This window comes from Vibrio sp. S457-15, from assembly GCF_000960545.1.
GTDB classification, from domain to species: domain Bacteria; phylum Pseudomonadota; class Gammaproteobacteria; order Enterobacterales; family Vibrionaceae; genus Vibrio; species Vibrio parahaemolyticus.
This window is the reverse complement of record NZ_JYOQ01000121.1, coordinates 97,489-115,034: the sequence shown is the minus strand read 5'-3', so window position 1 is coordinate 115,034 and position 17,546 is coordinate 97,489. Positions and strand designations below refer to the sequence as shown.

20 protein-coding genes are annotated in these 17,546 nt (G+C 46.0%); 5 read left to right on the top strand and 15 right to left on the bottom strand.

Annotation, left to right across the window (positions count from 1 at the left end; all coding sequences use genetic code 11):
- Position 1 precedes the first annotated feature (1 nt).
- A complete protein-coding gene (locus tag UF05_RS11635) occupies positions 2-2,425 on the top strand; it encodes a formate C-acetyltransferase/glycerol dehydratase family glycyl radical enzyme (protein WP_045545542.1) in 2,424 nt (807 codons plus the stop codon).
- Between the two features lie 87 nt (positions 2,426-2,512).
- Here the strand turns inward: UF05_RS11635 and UF05_RS11630 are convergent, their stop codons facing one another.
- The gene (locus tag UF05_RS11630) at positions 2,513-3,058 is read right to left on the bottom strand and encodes a TetR/AcrR family transcriptional regulator (protein ID WP_025788520.1); all 546 of its coding nucleotides are present in this window, start codon (positions 3,056-3,058) and stop codon (positions 2,513-2,515) included.
- A gap of 98 nt (positions 3,059-3,156) precedes the next feature.
- On the opposite strand from UF05_RS11630, the gene UF05_RS11625 reads away from it, so the two are divergent.
- From UF05_RS11625 to UF05_RS11615, 3 genes are all read left to right on the top strand, one after another.
- A complete protein-coding gene (locus tag UF05_RS11625; RefSeq protein ID WP_005462762.1) occupies positions 3,157-3,630 on the top strand; it encodes an HPP family protein in 474 nt (157 codons plus the stop codon).
- 139 nt (positions 3,631-3,769) lie between these two features.
- On the top strand, positions 3,770-3,985 hold the full coding sequence (locus UF05_RS11620; protein ID WP_023623752.1) for a TIGR02450 family Trp-rich protein: 216 nt from the start codon (positions 3,770-3,772) through the stop codon (positions 3,983-3,985).
- 112 nt (positions 3,986-4,097) lie between these two features.
- The gene (locus UF05_RS11615) at positions 4,098-4,475 is read left to right on the top strand and encodes a PH domain-containing protein (protein WP_005499881.1); all 378 of its coding nucleotides are present in this window, start codon (positions 4,098-4,100) and stop codon (positions 4,473-4,475) included.
- A 12-nt stretch (positions 4,476-4,487) separates the two neighbouring features.
- Here the strand turns inward: UF05_RS11615 and UF05_RS11610 are convergent, their stop codons facing one another.
- The 9 genes from UF05_RS11610 to fliD all read right to left on the bottom strand — a co-directional run bounded on the left by UF05_RS11610 (position 4,488) and on the right by fliD (position 11,123).
- Positions 4,488-4,775 carry a hypothetical protein gene (locus tag UF05_RS11610; RefSeq protein ID WP_045545541.1) on the bottom strand — a complete coding sequence of 96 codons (288 nt, stop codon included), beginning with the start codon at positions 4,773-4,775 and terminating at the stop codon, positions 4,488-4,490.
- 96 nt (positions 4,776-4,871) lie between these two features.
- Positions 4,872-5,864 (bottom strand): flagellar motor protein MotB, encoded by a 993-nt coding sequence (locus UF05_RS11605; RefSeq protein WP_025443053.1) that lies wholly within the window; start codon positions 5,862-5,864, stop codon positions 4,872-4,874.
- Complete coding sequence (gene motA, locus UF05_RS11600) at positions 5,864-6,721, bottom strand: flagellar motor stator protein MotA (RefSeq protein ID WP_020841477.1); 858 nt, start codon at positions 6,719-6,721, stop codon at positions 5,864-5,866. Before motA ends, UF05_RS11605 begins: the two co-directional genes overlap by 1 nt.
- A 10-nt stretch (positions 6,722-6,731) precedes the next feature.
- Positions 6,732-7,460 carry a lateral flagellar system RNA polymerase sigma factor LafS gene (gene lafS / locus UF05_RS11595; protein WP_020841476.1) on the bottom strand — a complete coding sequence of 243 codons (729 nt, stop codon included), beginning with the start codon at positions 7,458-7,460 and terminating at the stop codon, positions 6,732-6,734.
- A 12-nt stretch (positions 7,461-7,472) separates the two neighbouring features.
- Positions 7,473-7,973 (bottom strand): flagellar basal body-associated FliL family protein, encoded by a 501-nt coding sequence (locus UF05_RS11590; protein WP_020841475.1) that lies wholly within the window; start codon positions 7,971-7,973, stop codon positions 7,473-7,475.
- Positions 7,974-7,996: 23 nt separating this feature from the next.
- Positions 7,997-9,079: a flagellar hook-length control protein FliK gene (locus UF05_RS11585; protein ID WP_025793711.1), complete on the bottom strand. Its 1,083-nt coding sequence runs from the start codon at positions 9,077-9,079 to the stop codon at positions 7,997-7,999.
- The gene (locus UF05_RS11580) at positions 9,076-9,396 is read right to left on the bottom strand and encodes a hypothetical protein (RefSeq protein WP_005478392.1); all 321 of its coding nucleotides are present in this window, start codon (positions 9,394-9,396) and stop codon (positions 9,076-9,078) included. Before UF05_RS11580 ends, UF05_RS11585 begins: the two co-directional genes overlap by 4 nt.
- Positions 9,380-9,766 (bottom strand): flagellar export chaperone FliS, encoded by a 387-nt coding sequence (gene fliS, locus UF05_RS11575; protein WP_017447226.1) that lies wholly within the window; start codon positions 9,764-9,766, stop codon positions 9,380-9,382. Before fliS ends, UF05_RS11580 begins: the two co-directional genes overlap by 17 nt.
- A 19-nt stretch (positions 9,767-9,785) precedes the next feature.
- Positions 9,786-11,123, bottom strand: a complete 1,338-nt coding sequence (gene fliD / locus UF05_RS11570; protein ID WP_017447227.1) for a flagellar filament capping protein FliD — start codon at positions 11,121-11,123, stop codon at positions 9,786-9,788.
- Between the two features lie 416 nt (positions 11,124-11,539).
- Here fliD and UF05_RS11565 point away from each other — a divergent pair, with 416 nt between their 5' ends.
- On the top strand, positions 11,540-11,827 hold the full coding sequence (locus tag UF05_RS11565; protein WP_025631072.1) for a hypothetical protein: 288 nt from the start codon (positions 11,540-11,542) through the stop codon (positions 11,825-11,827).
- A gap of 48 nt (positions 11,828-11,875) precedes the next feature.
- On the opposite strand, the gene UF05_RS11560 is transcribed toward UF05_RS11565, so the two are convergent.
- From UF05_RS11560 to flhA, 5 genes are all read right to left on the bottom strand, one after another.
- Positions 11,876-12,130 carry a hypothetical protein gene (locus tag UF05_RS11560; protein WP_025631074.1) on the bottom strand — a complete coding sequence of 85 codons (255 nt, stop codon included), beginning with the start codon at positions 12,128-12,130 and terminating at the stop codon, positions 11,876-11,878.
- Entirely contained in the window at positions 12,114-13,436 is a 1,323-nt protein-coding gene (locus UF05_RS11555) for a 6-hydroxymethylpterin diphosphokinase MptE-like protein (RefSeq protein WP_025631075.1), read from the bottom strand. The genes UF05_RS11560 and UF05_RS11555 overlap by 17 nt, the downstream gene beginning before the upstream one ends.
- 55 nt (positions 13,437-13,491) lie before the next feature.
- A complete protein-coding gene (lafA, locus tag UF05_RS11550) occupies positions 13,492-14,337 on the bottom strand; it encodes a lateral flagellin LafA (protein WP_025631029.1) in 846 nt (281 codons plus the stop codon).
- A 304-nt stretch (positions 14,338-14,641) separates the two neighbouring features.
- Positions 14,642-15,439: an EAL domain-containing protein gene (locus UF05_RS11545; protein ID WP_011106532.1), complete on the bottom strand. Its 798-nt coding sequence runs from the start codon at positions 15,437-15,439 to the stop codon at positions 14,642-14,644.
- Entirely contained in the window at positions 15,432-17,522 is a 2,091-nt protein-coding gene (gene flhA, locus UF05_RS11540; protein WP_045545540.1) for a flagellar biosynthesis protein FlhA, read from the bottom strand. The genes UF05_RS11545 and flhA overlap by 8 nt, the downstream gene beginning before the upstream one ends.
- Positions 17,523-17,546 lie beyond the last annotated feature (24 nt).

Below are 17,546 nucleotides of genomic sequence, written 5' to 3'. Positions count from 1 at the left end.
CATGGACCTACATACCCTTCCAGAGCGAATCAAAGCCCACAAATCGGCACTGGTCAACATCGTAACGCCGCCTATCTGTACTGAGCGCGCAGAGGCTTATACTCGAGCGTATCAGGCAAATGAAGACAAACCTGTGATTGTGCAAAGAGCGCTGGCGCTACAAGAGCACTTACGCACTCGTACCATTTGGATTAAGCACGACGAGCTGATTGTAGGCAACCAAGCGAGCAAAGTACGCGCTGCGCCGATCTTCCCTGAATACACGGTGCGTTGGATTGAAGCGGAAATCGACGAACTGGCCGACCGACCTGGGGCTGGTTTTGCGGTAAGTGAAGAGGACAAACAAAGCATTCACGCCATTACGCCATACTGGCGCGGTAAAACGGTTCAAGATCGCTGCTATGGACTTTTTACCGACGAGCAACAAGAGATCCTAGCCAGCACTATCATTAAAGCCGAAGGCAACATGACTTCGGGCGACGCGCACCTTGCAGTGGATAACGAAAAAATCCTGAAGATCGGTATGAACGGTCTGCTGGACGAGGTTCGTCAGCATCGCGCTAATAACGACGTGTCGACGTATGAAGGGTTGAAGAAAGAGCAGTTTTATAAGTCCGTCGAAATTGTCTTGCTTGCGATTCAGGAGCACATGGTGAGTTACGCCGATCTCGCTCTGGAAATGGCACAAAACGAAACGCGACCAGAGAGGAAAGCGGAACTGGAGACAATTGCAGAAAACTGTCGTCATGTGGCTTTCCATGCGCCAACCAACTTCTGGCAAGCTCTGCAACTGAGCTATTTTGTGCAGTTGATGTTGCAAATTGAATCGAATGGCCACTCTGTTTCATTCGGTCGGATGGACCAGTTCCTAAACGACTACTACGTGCGTGATCTTGAAAGTGGCGCGATGAACAAAGCGTTCGCCCTTGAGTTATTGCAAAGCTGTTGGTTGAAATTGCTTGAAGTAAACAAGATTCGCTCTGGCGCGCACTCAAAAGCATCGGCAGGTTCTCCTCTGTATCAAAATGTCTGTATCGGTGGCCAAAAGCTGAATGAGAATGGAGAACCTGAAGACGCCGTAAATCCGCTATCTTGGGCGATTTTAGAGTCTTGTGGTCAGCTACGTTCCACACAACCGAACTTGAGTGTTCGCTATCATGAAGGTCTGAATCAAGAGTTCTTGATGGGCTGTATTGAAGTGATCAAATGCGGATTCGGTATGCCTGCATTCAACAACGATGAAATCGTCATTCCAGAGTTCATCAAGCTAGGCGTCGAGAAAGCAGACGCTTACAACTACGCGTCTATTGGCTGTATTGAAACCGCTGTTCCAGGCAAATGGGGTTACCGTTGCACGGGCATGAGCTTTATTAATTTTGCGCGTATTTTACTGGCTGCGCTTAACGAAGGTGTGGATGCAACGACGGGCAAAGCCTTCTTGCCGCATGATAAGTCGTTGGCAAAAGGCAACTTCGAGAGTTTTGATCAAGTCACCGCTTCTTGGGCGGAGCAAATTCGCTATTACACACGTAAATCGATTGAGATTGATACCGTAGTCGACAGCGTGCTTGAACAGCAAGCGCAAGATATTTTCTGCTCATCGCTGGTGGATGACTGTTTGGCGCGTGGTAAAACCGTAAAAGAAGGCGGAGCGAAATACGATTGGGTATCTGGCCTGCAAGTGGGTATCGCCAATTTGGGTAACAGTTTGGCGGCGATCAAACATTTGGTGTTTGAAGAAGCACAAATCAGCCAAACGGAACTGGCAAAAGCATTAGAAGAAGACTTTGATGGTATTGAGAACGAACAACTTCGCCAACGCTTAATCAACTTCGCGCCAAAATACGGCAATGACGACGATTATGTCGACCAATTGCTGGCTGATGCTTACCAAGTTTATATCGATGAGTTGGCGCAATTTGTCAACACACGTCATGGGCGCGGGCCAATTGGTGGTGGCTACTACGCGGGAACATCAAGCATCTCTGCCAACGTGCCATTTGGCGCATCCACGATGGCAACACCAGATGGTCGAAAAGCGAAAACGCCACTGGCGGAAGGCGCAAGTCCAGCATCGGGCTCTGACCGTTTGGGACCAACGGCGGTGTATAACTCAGTCGGTAAAATTCAAGCCAATAAAATCCTAGGTGGCGTGCTGCTTAACCAGAAGTTAAGCCCAGCGGCTGTCGCTTCAGAAGGGGATAAGCTCAAGCTTTCAATGCTGATTCGCACCTTCTTTAATCACCACAAAGGTTGGCACGTGCAGTACAACATCGTCTCTCGTGAAACCTTGCTGGCAGCGAAGAAGAACCCTGAGCAATATCGTGACCTTGTCGTGCGAGTTGCGGGCTATTCAGCCTTCTTTACCGCGCTATCACCAGACGCGCAGGATGACATCATCGCCCGTACCGAACACGAGTTGTGATGATCTAAACCCCAGTTAATGCAGAAGGCACCGATAGGTGCCTTTTTGTTTGAATACTTAATTAGCTAATTACTACGCCTGAACGCATTACAGCTTGCGCAAAATTTCCACGCATTTCTTTGTGACGTCGTCGTACTCTTTTGTCATGTAAGCGGTAGTGATGGCACCTTCTTTCATGATGCAGATGGCATCGAGTAATGATGTGTTGTCTGATTTGAGATAGCGTTGAATTAGCTCACGAACCTGTTGTTTATGGTGGCGGCAATACGTTGCGATCTCGCCGCTGTCGTCACTGAATTCGGCGGACGTGTTGATGAAGAAACAGCCGCGAAACTCGCCCAATTTTTCCTCAGAACCATGAAACCAGCCGTTAAGCGCGGTAAACAACTGGTCGATCACGTCTGTACTCGATTGTGCTGATGACAGTTTTTCCTCTAGCCACGCCATGAAGATTTGGTGGCGTTGTTCTAGTGCGGCGAGGATGAGCGCTTCTTTGCTCTCAAAATGGCTGTACAGCGTGCGTTTAGCCACGCCAGAAACTTTAAGGACTTCATTGATGCCAATAGAGTTGATGCCCTGTTTGTAAAACAGTGACAACGCGGTGTCGATCAATAACTGTTTCTTTTTGTTCATAACTACGTCCTCAAAAAGTTCTACAAACACATATTGACAAAGGTAGACAGATTTGTCTATTTTAATTTGTAGACAATTCGGTCTACTTTGAGGTGTTTATGAATAATTTAATTTTATCGTTGGTCGCGGGGCTTGGTGCGACATTGGCTATTGGTGTGTTGTCTTACGCCGAGGTATCTCTTACTGAGGTTGTACTTCTCATGGCGCCATTTGGTGCTACGGCGGTGTTGGTGTTTGGGGTGCCTAGCAGCCCTCTCGCTCAACCAAAAAACGTGATCATTGGTCACTTCATTACGGCATCTATCGGTATTGCGTTTAGCCAATACGTTGAGATCACGCCAATCACCCTCGCGATTGCGACTGGGTTAGGTGTGTCAGCTATGCTGATTACGAAGACAACGCATCCACCTGCGGGTGCAAATCCTATCTTGATCATGGCATCTGGGCAGGGGTGGAGCTTTCTGTTCACGCCAGTACTGATCGGCGCGGTGGTGATTGTGCTGGTTGGTAAGGCTTTGCAGTTGCTACAGAGTCAGTACTTAAACCCTCGTTTGAACGGTCAAAAGACCTAAGTGGGTTGTAAGTAAGGCCGCATTGGGAGATGACCTCTTTTGCGGCTTTTCTCTTTCGTGGATGCTTAAAAATAAAATCTGATTCTCTCTTGGTATTCAGTCGTATACATAGAGATGAAAGTTAAATTGGTATACTGCGATGAATAGAATTCACCCAAAGAAACTATTGCACAGCAAATGGACGGCGACGTCACCTAAAAATAAAGAGAAGCACTTTGTCGTAACTGAAATGGAACTGGATGAAGACGGCAATGTTGTGAAATGTGTCATTGAAGCCGTTATGAGTAAACGTGAGCAAGAGATGAACTGGCAAGATCTGAAAGACCCAGAGTTATGGCGGCAGGGTTGGAAGTAATTTGGGTTTTGCAGTAGATGAATCAAGCAAAAACGGTTGAGGTAGATAGGCAAAACCGGTGTGGTCTGATACGTTGAGAAATTCGTTTTTCAGCCTATTTAAAGGACGACTCATGATCGACTTCGATAACTCCTCTGTGTTCAAGCTTAAGCCTATTGACGTTTCCAAAGTCAGAGATGATTTCCACAAATTTTTGATTGATGGTGAGACCATTTTCGCCGCTTTTAAAACCGTTCGTGACCAAGTGGTGTTTACCAACAAACGAGTGATTGCGGCGAATGTGCAAGGGATTACGGGCTCAAAAGTGGATTACACGTCGCTGCCTTACAGTAAGATCAATGCATTCTCTATTGAGACTTCCGGCACGTTTGATCTCGATTGCGAAATTGAGTTTTTCTTAAGTGAAGTGGGACGAGTTCGGTTTGAAATTAAAGGCTCATTTGACCTTGTTGCGTTCAATCGTATGATCAGTGAACGCGTGCTTGATTAGGTTATGGGGCTCTTAAACCAGAAAAAAAAAGTAAAGGAAGCAGACAAAAGCGAGCAACGTTGCTGATAACACTGGGTAGATGATGTATGAGTCTTGCTTGTTGGTTCGTTGAAAACACAACGACACAAGCAGAACATTGTAAACCACGAGGAGCAGGCTGATCATGGTGCCACTGTTTAGGTTGAGGCTAGAGAGTTGGGTAAGAAAAAACGCCAATAATAAATAGTCGAAGATGATTAGCCATAAAAAGGCTTTCTTCAACATATCACGTCTTGTTGTGTCGGGCATTGGCTCGTGCATATTGAACTCTACTAAAAGTCACGGCAATTGGATTAGGGATTAAAAAGGTCACCAGCTGGGCGAGGTGACCTTTGTGGTTTATGGCGTTGACAAGCGTTATAGCGCTTGGATTTTTGCTTCTTGTTTTTCTGAGTCCGCCGAGTAACGGATCACTTCTTGTCGAATAACGGGTTGGTTAAATTCCGCTTTTTGTTTCGCTTTTTGCAGCTCGCTGTCATCTTGATTGCCAAATAGGGTCTCAAGCACTTTTGCTGCTGGTGTTGTCAGAATAAACAGTTCGATTCGACGGTTTTCGCTTGAATCTGGCTCATCTGGGTTCAGCAACGCTCGATCTGACATGCCGGTAACTTGCATGACGCGATCATCGGGCATTCCACCTTCAACCAGCGTTTTTCTCGCCACATCAGCACGCGATGCCGACAGCGCCCAGTTCGACTGACGGCCAAAACGTTTCTTAAACGGAATCGCATCGGTATGACCACTGATGATCAATGGGTTGGTTACTCGCTCGAAAAGAGGGGCAAGTGCCAACAGTAAATCTTCAAAAAATGGCGTAAGCTCGGCTCCACCACGACTGAACATGTGCTGTTTGTAATCGTCTTGCAACACGATACGCAAGCCTTGTGGTGTCACAGTAACGTTGACGTTTCCTTGCGCGTTGATCTGCGCGGTCATCTCTTCGATAACTTTTGCCAGTGCAGCAAGTTGTTCTTGGGTGTCGAAGGTGCCAGGAACTAGAGAGTTAATTTCTGGACCATCACCGTCACCTTGAAAGTAAGAGCTCACAACGTGATTGGAGTTGTGTTTACTTGGCACAGAAGAGTCCTGTGCCAAGTCGATAGGAGAGATACTTTGTGAGGTATCAAATGGGTTGCCGTAACTCTTGTCAAACACGCTTGAGCTATGCAAGTGGGCAACAATCGCTTTACGCTCTTCTTTATCCACCACTTGCATGACCCAAAGCACAAGAAACAGCGCCATTAGGGCGATCATGAAGTCAGCAAACGCGACTTTCCACGCGCCGCCATGAGGTTCGTCATGGCCGTGAGCTTTGGCACGTTTGAACACTACATGCTCTTGTTTTTGCATTATCCCTCCTGTTCAGCTAACCACTTCTCCATTTGGTTGAATGTTGGTTTGATGTCTAGCTGAATGTGTTTACGGCCAGCGTCGATGGCGAGCAATGTTGGCTTTTTAGCGACGTAAGCAACGAGTGTTGCGCGTACGCATTCAAAAGCGGTCATATTACGTTTCACTCGCTGAGCCATGGCATTACTTAGTGGATCTAGACCACAGTAACAACCAAAAATACCAATGAATGTACCTACAAGGGCAGCGGCTACGTGATAGCCAATGAGCGCAATAGAACCATCTATGGCTTGCATAGTGATGATGATGCCACCAACTGCGGCAAGAATACCGAAACCAGGTAGTGCTTCTGCGGTACGCTGTAATGAGCGTGAAGGCAGGAGCAGCTCGTTCTGGATAGCTTCGATTTCTTGTTCTAACAGTCCCTCTAATTCATGAGGCGACATTTGTCCCATCGCCATTAAACGTAAATTATCAGTAATGAACGAAATCAGACGATGATCCTCAGAAACTTGCGGGTACATCAGGAAGATAGAGCTTTGTTCTGGTGCTTCGATATGAGAATCCAAAAACTTGAAACCACGGCTACGCGCTGTTTCTAGCAGGTTGTTTAATAGCGCCATCAGCTCCATGTAGTACTCGTACTCTTCAGTTGGACCTTTGATGGTTGCTGGCACTTGTTGGCGCATCTCTTTCAGCACGTGTGGTGGGTTACCAATAATGAGAGAACCCGCTGCCGCGCCGATGATGATCAGAAATTCTGCTGGTTGCCAAATTGCACCTAGCTTACCGCCAGCCCACATGTATCCGCCGAAGACACACACAAGGATAGTGAGGACTCCTAAAAACTTTTGCATCTTGTGACTCCTAAGAGGACATTAATTGGTTGAGTTGTTTCAGCGCTTGTTTATGAAGCTGACAAATTCGAGGTGGCGTCAGATCCAAGACGAGGGCTATTTCGTGTAAATTGAGTTCGTGTTGATAAAACAGCGTCAGTAGCAATTGATCTCGCTTTGACAGTCGGCCTAGTGCGCTGTCTAAGCTACGACGAATGTGCTCGTGCTCCATGCCGTCGTATTGACCACCAAAGTGGCTGTCGGTGCTGTTTTCCATCAGTTGATCGAGACTTTGCATTTCACCTGCAAGCGCCGCGTTTTGACGGTTGTAATAATCCTGCTCGTTGGTGCCGAGAGCTTTGATGATTTCTGAGTCCGTTGGCATGCGACCTAACGAGCGGGTGAGGTCACGAGTGACGTCGTTAAGCTCATGGGCTTGCTGACGTGTCTTACGTGAGCGCCAGTCTAAACGGCGCAGCTCATCTAAGATCGCGCCACGTACGCGGCAAACCGCAAACGCTGGAAAGTGAGTATCGTCAATGTCTCCATAACGACGTCCTGCTTCAACCAGCGCGATAAGACCAATTTGCTGCATATCTTCGATACTGCAATGGGAAGTGGCATGAACGCGAAGCTGGTTAACTACGCGTTTCACCATCACTTGATGACGTTGCAAAAGTGCGTTTTCATCAATCGGGCGTGATGGTGTGTTCACTTCCTCTGGTGCGGTGTACGTTTCTTGAGGGTTCATGTCTAACATGGTTGTGCTCCGTTATTGCACAACGTATTTCGTCAGCAGTACATCATCGATATCACGCACGATGTCAGTCTTCGCAAAGGCTACCAACAGCGTTTGCTTCACTTCGTTTTGCAGAATATCGATCGCGCCTGTCTGTTGCAGTTCATCGAAAGTTTTGTCGCTAAACAGCTTCAAAAGCGAGTTTTGAACCATTGGCATGTAGTTATCGATGTCTTTAATACGTTCTGGTCGACGCGTCTCAATAGCCAGCTCTAGCATGACAAAGTGCGTCTGTTTCTTGCCTTTAATGCTCAGTACCACTTTGTCTAGAGGGTGAAAGCTTGGGCCTTTGCTAGTTGGCTGTTCAGTCACAAGAAAAGACAAAGGAGAGTTCTCAAGCAGTGAGCTGGTTTCTCCTGAATCTTGTGCCTGTTTATTGAGATACCAAATACCACCCATGATGGTGGCGGCCGAAACGAGGGCGCTGGCGATGATCATGGCGATAAACATGGCGATCATTTGTTGTTTGGTCATAACCTTTTTCCTCGATGACTAACTTAGGCTTGAGTGTTCAGCCAGTGTTCTGAATAGTTTGTTGTTGTATTGGATTGAAATGCGCTGGACTCACGTGCAGCGAAAATTGTGGTGTCTTCGTCATTCATCTGTTGTTGATGGCGCTCTTGACCTTGGTCGGCACCTACATTGACATCAACATGGACGAAGTTTTGTTCTTGTAGTTCAGTGCGTAAGCGTTCCGATACTTGCATCAAGGCTTCACGTGTTGCCGCCGTGTTTGCGTTGATCTGTACGCTCAATCGATCGCCCTCAACACGAACGAGTAAATCCAGTTTGCCTAGATCGGGCGGATCGAGACGTATTTTCGCTTCCTGAACACTTTGCTGTGCTTGCAAGGTGACTCGGTCATGCAGCACTTGCATCATCTGCTCGCCCCATTTGCCTGCACTTGTGTCCACTTTCACTGCTGCCCACTCTGAGCCTTGCGTATGAGCATGAGCTACTGTCGCAGCGCTCACTGCTTGAGCGGACGGAGCAGAAGTTTGAACGTTCAGTGGTGCAGTCGTTGCTTGCCCTTGCGCTGGTTGGTTCAACAAGACTTGAAAGTCTACGGCAGAGGTGTTCACGCGTGCATTCGCAGAAGTCGTTTGGCTAATTTGAATATCTTGCTGTTGCGGTGATGTGTTTAACAAGGCATTAGCTTGCGCTGGGCTTGTTGTTTTTGCTTCACCTTTTACTTCCAACGGATTGACTTTGTTGAACGACGCAACCGATTTCTCAGCCATGTTTAGCATGCCTTGCGTCAAGGTTTGCGCTTGCGCTGCAAGGTCTGATGTTTCAGTTGGCGTTGTTGCACTCAGAAGAACATTCATTCCTGTGGTATCAACCGTAGCATTTTCTTCTGTTGTTGCAGTTGTCGCCTCTTTGCGCTCTTCACTTGAGAAAGTTTGTGCAGCAAGGCGAAAGCTAGGTACTGCTTGCTCTGATAATGCTGCGGATTGATTCAGAGGTGTTTGCCCTGAAGCATTGCGCTGCGAAAAGCCTTGAACGTCTTTTGCTTGCGTGATTCGGCCTTCTGAAGCTGGAGCGGCGTTTGACGATGGCAGTGAAGAAGAAATCATCATTGTGTCATCTCCATTGTCATCGCTAGTTGATATGCCATGGCACGCTCTTGTTGATCGTTCGCCATGTTCATCTCTTTTTTGAGCTCACCAGTGGCTTTCTCTAATGCAGCAAAAGCATCCGCGTGCACGGATTTAGCACGCTGAATCTCAGGTGCTAATTTGGGATCTTTCAAAAACGGCTTATGACTGATAAGCAGCTCTCGAAGCTGCAAATCATGGCGTTTTAGCGCGTGCCAATCCGCCGTCTTAGTGGCGAATTGGATTAGCTGAGATAAGTGACGGAATCGCTCTGGCGACACTTTATGCTTGTTGTCCAAAATTCATCCAACCTTCACGAATATTACCCATTACACGTTCGACGTTCATTAAACGGTCAGCGTCATTTTGTACGCTTGCGTAGTACAGTTCGACTTGACAGAAGTCGTACAGTTGGCGCAAGTTCTCTGCAATTTCGCCACCATTTTCGTCATCAAGGGCACTGGTTAATCCAATTAAAATGTTCATACATTTATTGATGCCAGCGCCTTTCTCTGCCAAGCGATTGGCCAAAAGGTGGCCACGAATACGTTCAACTTCATCGAGTAAGCCATCAATAAGCATGATGACAAGTTGATGAGGGTTTGCTGCTGCTGCTTGAGCGTCAAGGTCGACTTGTTGATATGAGTCGTAACCAGAGTCCATAAGCATGAGATATTCTCCTAAAGCCTTAGCCAAACATTGACATGGTTTGGTTCATTTGAGTCATTAATGTATTCATTTGAGTGAATTGTTTTAGGTAACGCTTGTACGACATGTCGTACTTACGTTCTAAAGTGGTTTGTTTGTCTGAGAGGCGATCGATGTTTGCTTGCAGCGCTTCTTTACGAGATTTGAACGCACCAGAAGAAAATTTGAGGAATGGTTCGACCATGGCGTCCATTGAATCAAGTAGTGCACCATCACCATTGAACATCGCTTCTAAGCCAGCGCTGTTGTTTTTTTGTGCCTCTGCAAATTTTTCTTGGTCCACTTTCAGTTTGCCATGGCGATCCAATGTCACGCCGATTTCGCTTAAGCGCATACCGCCATGCTCGCCTCGAACAAGGTTTGATAGTTGGCTTTCAATTGATCGCATGGTTGGATCACTAGCTAACACGCCGCGTTTTTTATCCTCTCCACCAAGTTGGGTGTGTTGATCAATGGTTGAAACGAGTTTGTTGTATGATTCGACGAACTTGTTTAGTTGCTCTTTTGTCGCTTCGTCATCAGCGCCGATACCTAAACCAATCGCGGTTTCTCCAGAGGTCTGAGCCTTGGTTACGGTAATGTCTACGCCATCAATAACCCCCTCAAACGTATTGCTCGAGTTAGTGAGTTTTAGACCAGTATTCTCTGCACCCAACCAGATCACGGCATCTTGTGGTGCACTGATTTGATTGAGGTTTGTGAATGCATCTTCAAACCATGTTTGACCTGTGCCCGTCGCTGACACGTTGATTTGATTGGCAACGCCGGTTTCAGTGCTTGAAAGCATGAAGTGAGTTTGACCGTTTGAGCGGACTAAGGTTGCGTTTACACCAGGGTTGTCACTGTTGTTATTGATCGCTTTCGTTAAGTCACTCACCGTCGCTACACCATCACCGTCGGTATCGACCGTTGATAGATCAATCGTCATTGTTTTACCGTTGACGGTGAACTCAAGATTTCCCGTTGTTGGGACTTCAGTAGTCGCTTCTAGATTCGCTGGCATACCTGTAGAAACTTGGTGTGATGTTGCTACTTTCTCGACAAAGATCTGGTAGCTACCCGATAGGGCCTTGGCATCTGCATTGGCAGTGAAGTAGCCTTCTTGAGAGATGGAGGCTGAGTTTTTAATGATGCTGCTTGTGCTGCTGTTCATTTCGTTGAGTGCTGTGCGGAATTCACGCATAGCACTCTCAACTTTGCCCAAAGCAGATAGCTGAGCTTGGTATGTATTGGTTTGCAGTTGGTAGCGTTGTTTAAAAGGTTGAACTTCTATCTGCGCCAATTGGGCTGCAAAGGTTGCTGGATCTATTGAACTCACGAGCTTACTCCCTCTCTCATTGGTAATTGGCGTAACTCTATGCCTTGAAAATATGTCTTATCGCAAGATATGTGCCTAACTTAAATGTGCTTGTAAAACAGGGTTTTGCGATATTATTTGAGTTTGAGAGGAAGTAGGTTTTCCACCTTCGGTGTTCCGCCTTCCTCTAGAAAACATCTAGTGTTTCCCTATAAGACAAGGCGACTAAAAAGCTGAAAGTATTTAATCTATTTTAGGCATGAGATGTATTGGTTGAGTTGTCATCGACGCACGGTTTTAGGTGTTTCCTGCTATTTAAATAGGAGTATTCCTACAAAGGGAGTCGCTCAACTTTTGGTATCTTTTAATTAAGCATATTTTGGTGTTTTAGCGCACCTCGCCAACGTCAGGCTATCACTTAGAAAAGAACGAAAGAAATGAATGAATTTGTTTTTCGGCTGATGAAATGCGCTCGATCTTACGAGACGTTTATTAGTGCGAAGTTATTGAGTAAACAAAATATTAATGCGGATGAATTGGCCAGTATTCAGCAGGAAGCGATATCTACTTTCCCTGAGCTAAAAACTTATCAACAAGGGAAGGAAATAGAGACAGTTGAACTGGAGCTATTTAACAAAGTGCTTCACAACATGATGCGAAAAGTGGGCTTCAGGATGCCGGATGAACCGATTGGCAGTGCAAGTTCCATTTACATTCGACGTTAAGAAAGAAAAAGCCTCTATTTTAGAGGCTTTTTCTTTTTAAATAGTGACTTACGATTTCATTTTTGGGGCAATTTCATACATTAATATGTCTGCTAGTGTTGTGAAATCGTGGGCTTCTCGGGCTAGATTGATACGAGACAGCACTTCGAGCAACGCTGTTCTTTCAGCTGACACAGAGAAGAGTTTAGCTAACAGGTTGAGACACTGACCTAGCATCAGATCGCCAGTTAGGTGATCGCCATAGTAATAGACTTCTGCTGTTTTAATAAAAGTATCGTAAACAGAGTTAGCGACGGTTTCCATACAACTCCTCCACGTTAAAATATTCAGCGCCAATGATCTTCGCACCAATACGACTCCAGTTATAGAACTTAGTCTGTGGTGATGCTGCAATAAGGTTCTCTACACCGCTGCCAAACATCCGGTAAGCAGGAGAGGTTTTAATCATCTCGCCAAACCCGTTTTCAACACGAGCTGTCATTGTTGCGTTTGGATCATCTGCTCTGTTCTCTCGCCCTGAATGAATAATGTCTCCAGGGAAACCGAAGTCACAGCCAATCAATGAGATTCTTGAAGCACCTTGCAATAATGTAAAGTGGATCAGAGGGTGGATCACAGAACCAAATGAATATGGTCGATATTTTACTGGTAGTTTGGCCGCAAATCGGTCGTAGGTGAAATCACCCAAATGTAAATAGTACTTTTCACCGTGCCAGTTTTGGAAAATACGACTAGGCATATGGCTAGCAAAAACTAAAATGGTGTTTATAGCGAGCTCAAAAGGAATATGTTCGTCACCTAAATCCATATCCACAGCAAACACGACGTCAGGTTTGATGCCGTTCTCCATTAAGCATTTGCATGCGGTTGACGCGGCAATGAACTTTGGACGATTTGGTTGGCTATAAACGACTTTTAACTCTTCAATATGATGTTGGAGCGATGGGCCTGCACCAATGCAAATAGCGTCATCGACTTGATACATCAGATAATGATCAGAGGATTTAATTCGTTTTAAAAGGGGGGCGTTTTCTTCTTCTCTTGTTACTAGTTCAGCGTCGCTATGTCGGTAGTTTGCGTTCGCAAAGCCAATCAAAACACGATTTTCTAGTCGGAAGTAAAGCCATTGATGTGTATAACGAGAAATCGCTCTGTCAGCATTAATAATTATACAATCATCCCAGCACAGGCTTGATAAGTGTTTTCCGATTTCACAATGATCTTCAGAAACTGCGACTAGTGAGACGCGAGGATCGGATAACCAAGGTTGAGGAACAAGAGATAGTACCAATTTTGCTAGCGAAAGGTTGTAAAGATAAACGCAAATAGATCTGGCGCTTTGATCTTGAGCTAACAGGGATGGGACGTTGCCCATACCAATGCCCCAAATATGATATTCGTTGCTAGACGTTAGGCTTCGGTACTGAAAGGCTTCTTCGAGCGGGTCGTAGGCACTACTAAGCTGCACGCCATTGACTTTAAGCGTCATCGCCGCTTTTTCAACGACTTCGAAATGTAGGTCGCTAAAGTCAGCGTTGTCTAGAGCTTGTGCAACATCGGGCCAACGAGATCGAATGATATCAATATGTTGAGAATAAACTGGTGTCATAATATTCAGATAGTAAAAAACCCCACCGGATGGGTGGGGTTATAAGCTTCAATGATTAGCGTAGTAGAGACATTGCCATGCCAGGAAGCTGGTTAGTCTTAGAAAGAACTGTTGTACCTGCTTGCATAAGCATTTGGTTCTTAGTCATGTTTGAAGACTCTGTAGCGAAGTCTGCATCAGTGATACGGCCTTTTGCTGCAGAAGTGTTTTCAGTCATGTTACCTAGGTTAGTCATTGTGTGTTCTAAACGGTTGATGTTTGCACCGAACTCAGCACGCGCAGTACCAAGTTTCGCTAGCATACCACCAGTGCTTGAAAGCTTGCTAAGTGCAGTAGAAGCAGCTGCTGCAGTGCTGATGCTAGTTAGACCAGCGATAGCTGTTGAAATACCGTTTAGTTCAGTCTTAGCGTTTACAACAAGTTTTTCTGCGCCAGTTGCACCAATTTGGTAGCTCACGCTGCTTGCGCCAAAACCGCCGCCTTCAGCTAGAAGTTTTTGACCACCGAATGAAGTGTTGCCCATGATGTTGCCTAGCTCAGATGCTAGCTGTTTAAACTCTGCATCCATTGCTGCACGGTCTTCTGCGCTGTTTGAGCCGTTCAAAGATTGTGTTGCAAGGTCGTTCATACGGTAAGTGATGTTAGTCATCTCTTCCATAGCGCCTTCAGCAGTTTGCATCATAGAGATGCCGTCTTGAGCGTTACGCATTGCTACGTTCATACCGCGAGTTTGAGCTTCTAGACGAGTCGCAATTTGTAGACCTGCTGCATCGTCTGCTGCTGAGTTGATGCGGTAACCGGTGCTTAGACGCTCCATCGCAGTATTTAAAAGACCACTTGTGCTGTTTAGAGTGTTTTGAGTTACAAGTGATGCGTAGTTAGTGTGCATTGATAAAGCCATCTTAGTCTCCTTAGTTTATCACTATTTCTTTCAGGCCTTGGGATATTCCCTAGTCACTAACTAGAGGCGGTCGCTTGCCACTAATGATTAATTTGAAAATTAAAAATTTTCTAAAAAAGATCAAAATTGATGATTTTTAGTGACTTGCATTCCACTAAGTTGGGGGTTGTTACCGTTTTAGCGTTAGTTTCCGATGTGTTTTGATCGGCATAAGATTAAGGCAAAGAGAAAATCTAAAACGAGAAAAGTAAAAAAGCGCGAATCATTCGCGCTTTTTAGTTTAGCCATGAGGGTTGGGTTTCAGCTATTCCTCATCAAAGGAACGAAAAGACAGGGAAGTAGGGATGTCACTGAAGTAACCAAAGTAATAACTTGCACCGAGCAGTCGATAGCGGTTGAGTTCGACTTGGCTTGCAACGCGACCAGCCACCCACTGGTATTTGTGTTTTCTTAGAAATCGCGCAATGGGTAAAAATGAGTGTTGATCTTGTTTGTTCTCTATCGTTACCGAGAGTTTGATCATATCTGGATCAAATTCAGCAATGCGTTCAAAATGCGTTTGGGATGTGGCTACTTCAAACCACAATGCAAACGCATTTTCCTTTAGTTTTTCGACAAGCGTTTCCATGCGTTCGTGAAGGCACAATGTTTCATCTGCTTGTAAGGATGGGATTACATGCTGGAAAGCGGCTGAGTGAAACTGAACCATCTGCTCAAGAAAATACACGCCCGGATCCCACAGCAGTGCATCGACACGAATGGGTACGACGACGTTGCTGATTAAATCTGGATGAAAAGCTTCTAATTGAAATTGAGTTTGTCGTAAGGCGAGATAAAGGCTGAACAAATCTAAGCAGTATTGCATTTGCTCGGAAAGCTCAAACTGATAAACGCTTTGCTCTCCGCGCAATCCGAATCTCAAAGTGAGGTGTTGATACACCACCTCACCGGATTGAGTTTCACGAATGGCTTGGCAAGCGTGTTGGATGTCATTGTGTTTGAGTGCTTCAAATACCAATTGATCGTCGTCCGTGACGATGTGTTGTACCGCGAGACTACAAAGATATTCGTATATCGCGTGTGTTGAAATAAGATTAACCAAGGTTTCCTACCACATTGATCTGTTTGTTTTCTGGAATTTCGTTGTAAGACAGCACAGCCAATCCTTGAGTAAAAGTACGCGCATAACGCGCCAGTAATGGGCGTAACTGTGGCATTACAAGTAGAATTGGCGGTAAGCCTTGCTGCTTAAGTTGTTGTCGAATCAAAGGTAAGTTTTGTTGGAACTGACCAAGAATATTCGGTTCGATTGGGAAACTATCGAGAACCACTGTACCTGAAGCTTGCGCTTGTTGCAGCGACGTCAGTAGCATTTGTTCCAACTCATCCGATAAAGCGTAAACATTGATCTCAGGTTTTTGCCCTGCAATTAAGTTAACTAGCGTGCGTTTTAGTGCGCAGCGAACATCAGCAGCTAACAAAATCGGGTCTTTCGTGTTTTCTGAAGACTCCAGCATGGTATTCGCAATGGTTCGGATGTCTTTTAGTGGCACCTGATCAAGCAATAGCTGGCGGTACACTTTGAGCTGTTGAGCTGGGTTAAGTGCAGCGGCTAAGGCTTCTGCCAATTTCGGCGCTTGTTGGGTTAAGCGCTGCGTCATCGCTTCTACATCATCGTGTGTAAACAATTCTGCAAGGTTGGTTTTCATGATTTTGCTGATGTGCGTTGCGATCACTGTACCGTCATCCACGACTTGGTAACCCATGTTGAGTGCCTTCGCCTTGTCTTGATGTTCAATCCAAACCGCAGGAAGTTGGTATGCAGGATCGCTCCCTAGAATGCCATCGATTTCACCGTAGGTGTCGCCAACGGCAATCGCCATTAAACGCTCTGGTTCGATGAAGCCCTGCTCAATCACTTCGCCATTAAGCGAAATGGTGTATTGGTTCGGTTTTAGGCTTAGGTTATCGCGAATGCGAACTTCGGGTAGAAGAAAACCTACTTGTTCTGAGAGGTTACGACGTACGCCACGAATACGTTGCGAAAGTGGCGCACCTTGATCCTTGTTTACCAAGTGAACAAGACGGTAACCAAGCGCAAGAGACAGGGTGTGCACGTGTGGGATGTCGTCCCATGTGAGTGGTGTGTCTTCCTCTTGCATGGCTTGAGAAAGTGCTTCCACCTGTTCGACTTGCGTGTCTTGAACTGGTTTCTTACTTTGTCTCCAACCTGCAAACCCTAATGCGCCAGCAAATGCAAAGAATGCAAGGTGCGGCATGCCCGGAACCATACCAATGACGGCCATGATCCCTGCAACCGTAAACAAGGTCGCTGGAGTTGCGAGCAACTGTTTCTGCATGGTTTCTGACATGCCGTTGTCGCTGTCATTGATGCGAGTCACAATGATTGCAGCTGCGGTTGCCAGTAATAGCGATGGAATTTGCGCTACCAAGCCATCACCGATGGTTAGCAGTGCATAAGTTTTGAATGCTTCAGACGCTGGTAAGCCGTGTTCGAAAACACCGATGCTGATACCACCGATGATGTTGATGAATAGAATCAACAGACCCGCGACCGCATCACCACGAACAAATTTCGACGCACCGTCCATTGAACCGTGGAAGTCGGCTTCGTTTGCAACTTCTTTACGGCGCAGACGAGCGGTTTCTTGATCAATCAAACCGGCGTTTAAGTCCGCATCGATTGCCATTTGTTTACCCGGTAGGGCATCCAATGTAAAACGCGCGGAGACTTCTGAAATACGTTCACCACCTTTGGTGATAACCACAAAGTTAATGATCATTAAGATGATGAAGACCACCATACCGACAACGTAGTTGCCGCCGATCACCACTTCACCGAAAGCTTGAATGACTTTACCAGCGGCATCGCCACCGTTATGGCCTTCTAGTAATACGATTCGGGTTGAGGCGACGTTCAGCGTTAGGCGAAGTAAGGTTGCCACCAACAAAATGGTTGGAAAAACAGAAAAGTCGAGTGGTCGCTTTGCTGTGGTACTGACCAGCAATACCAAGATCGCCAATACGATGTTAAAAGTAAACAGCGCATCCAATAGCAATGGTGGTAATGGCAAAATAACCATCGCCAGAATCATCAGCAAAACAATGGGGATGCCAATGTAGCCTTTGGTTGAGGTTTGAAGTTGTTTTAACCGAGTAAGCATACTTTCGTGTCCTTGGATAAACGC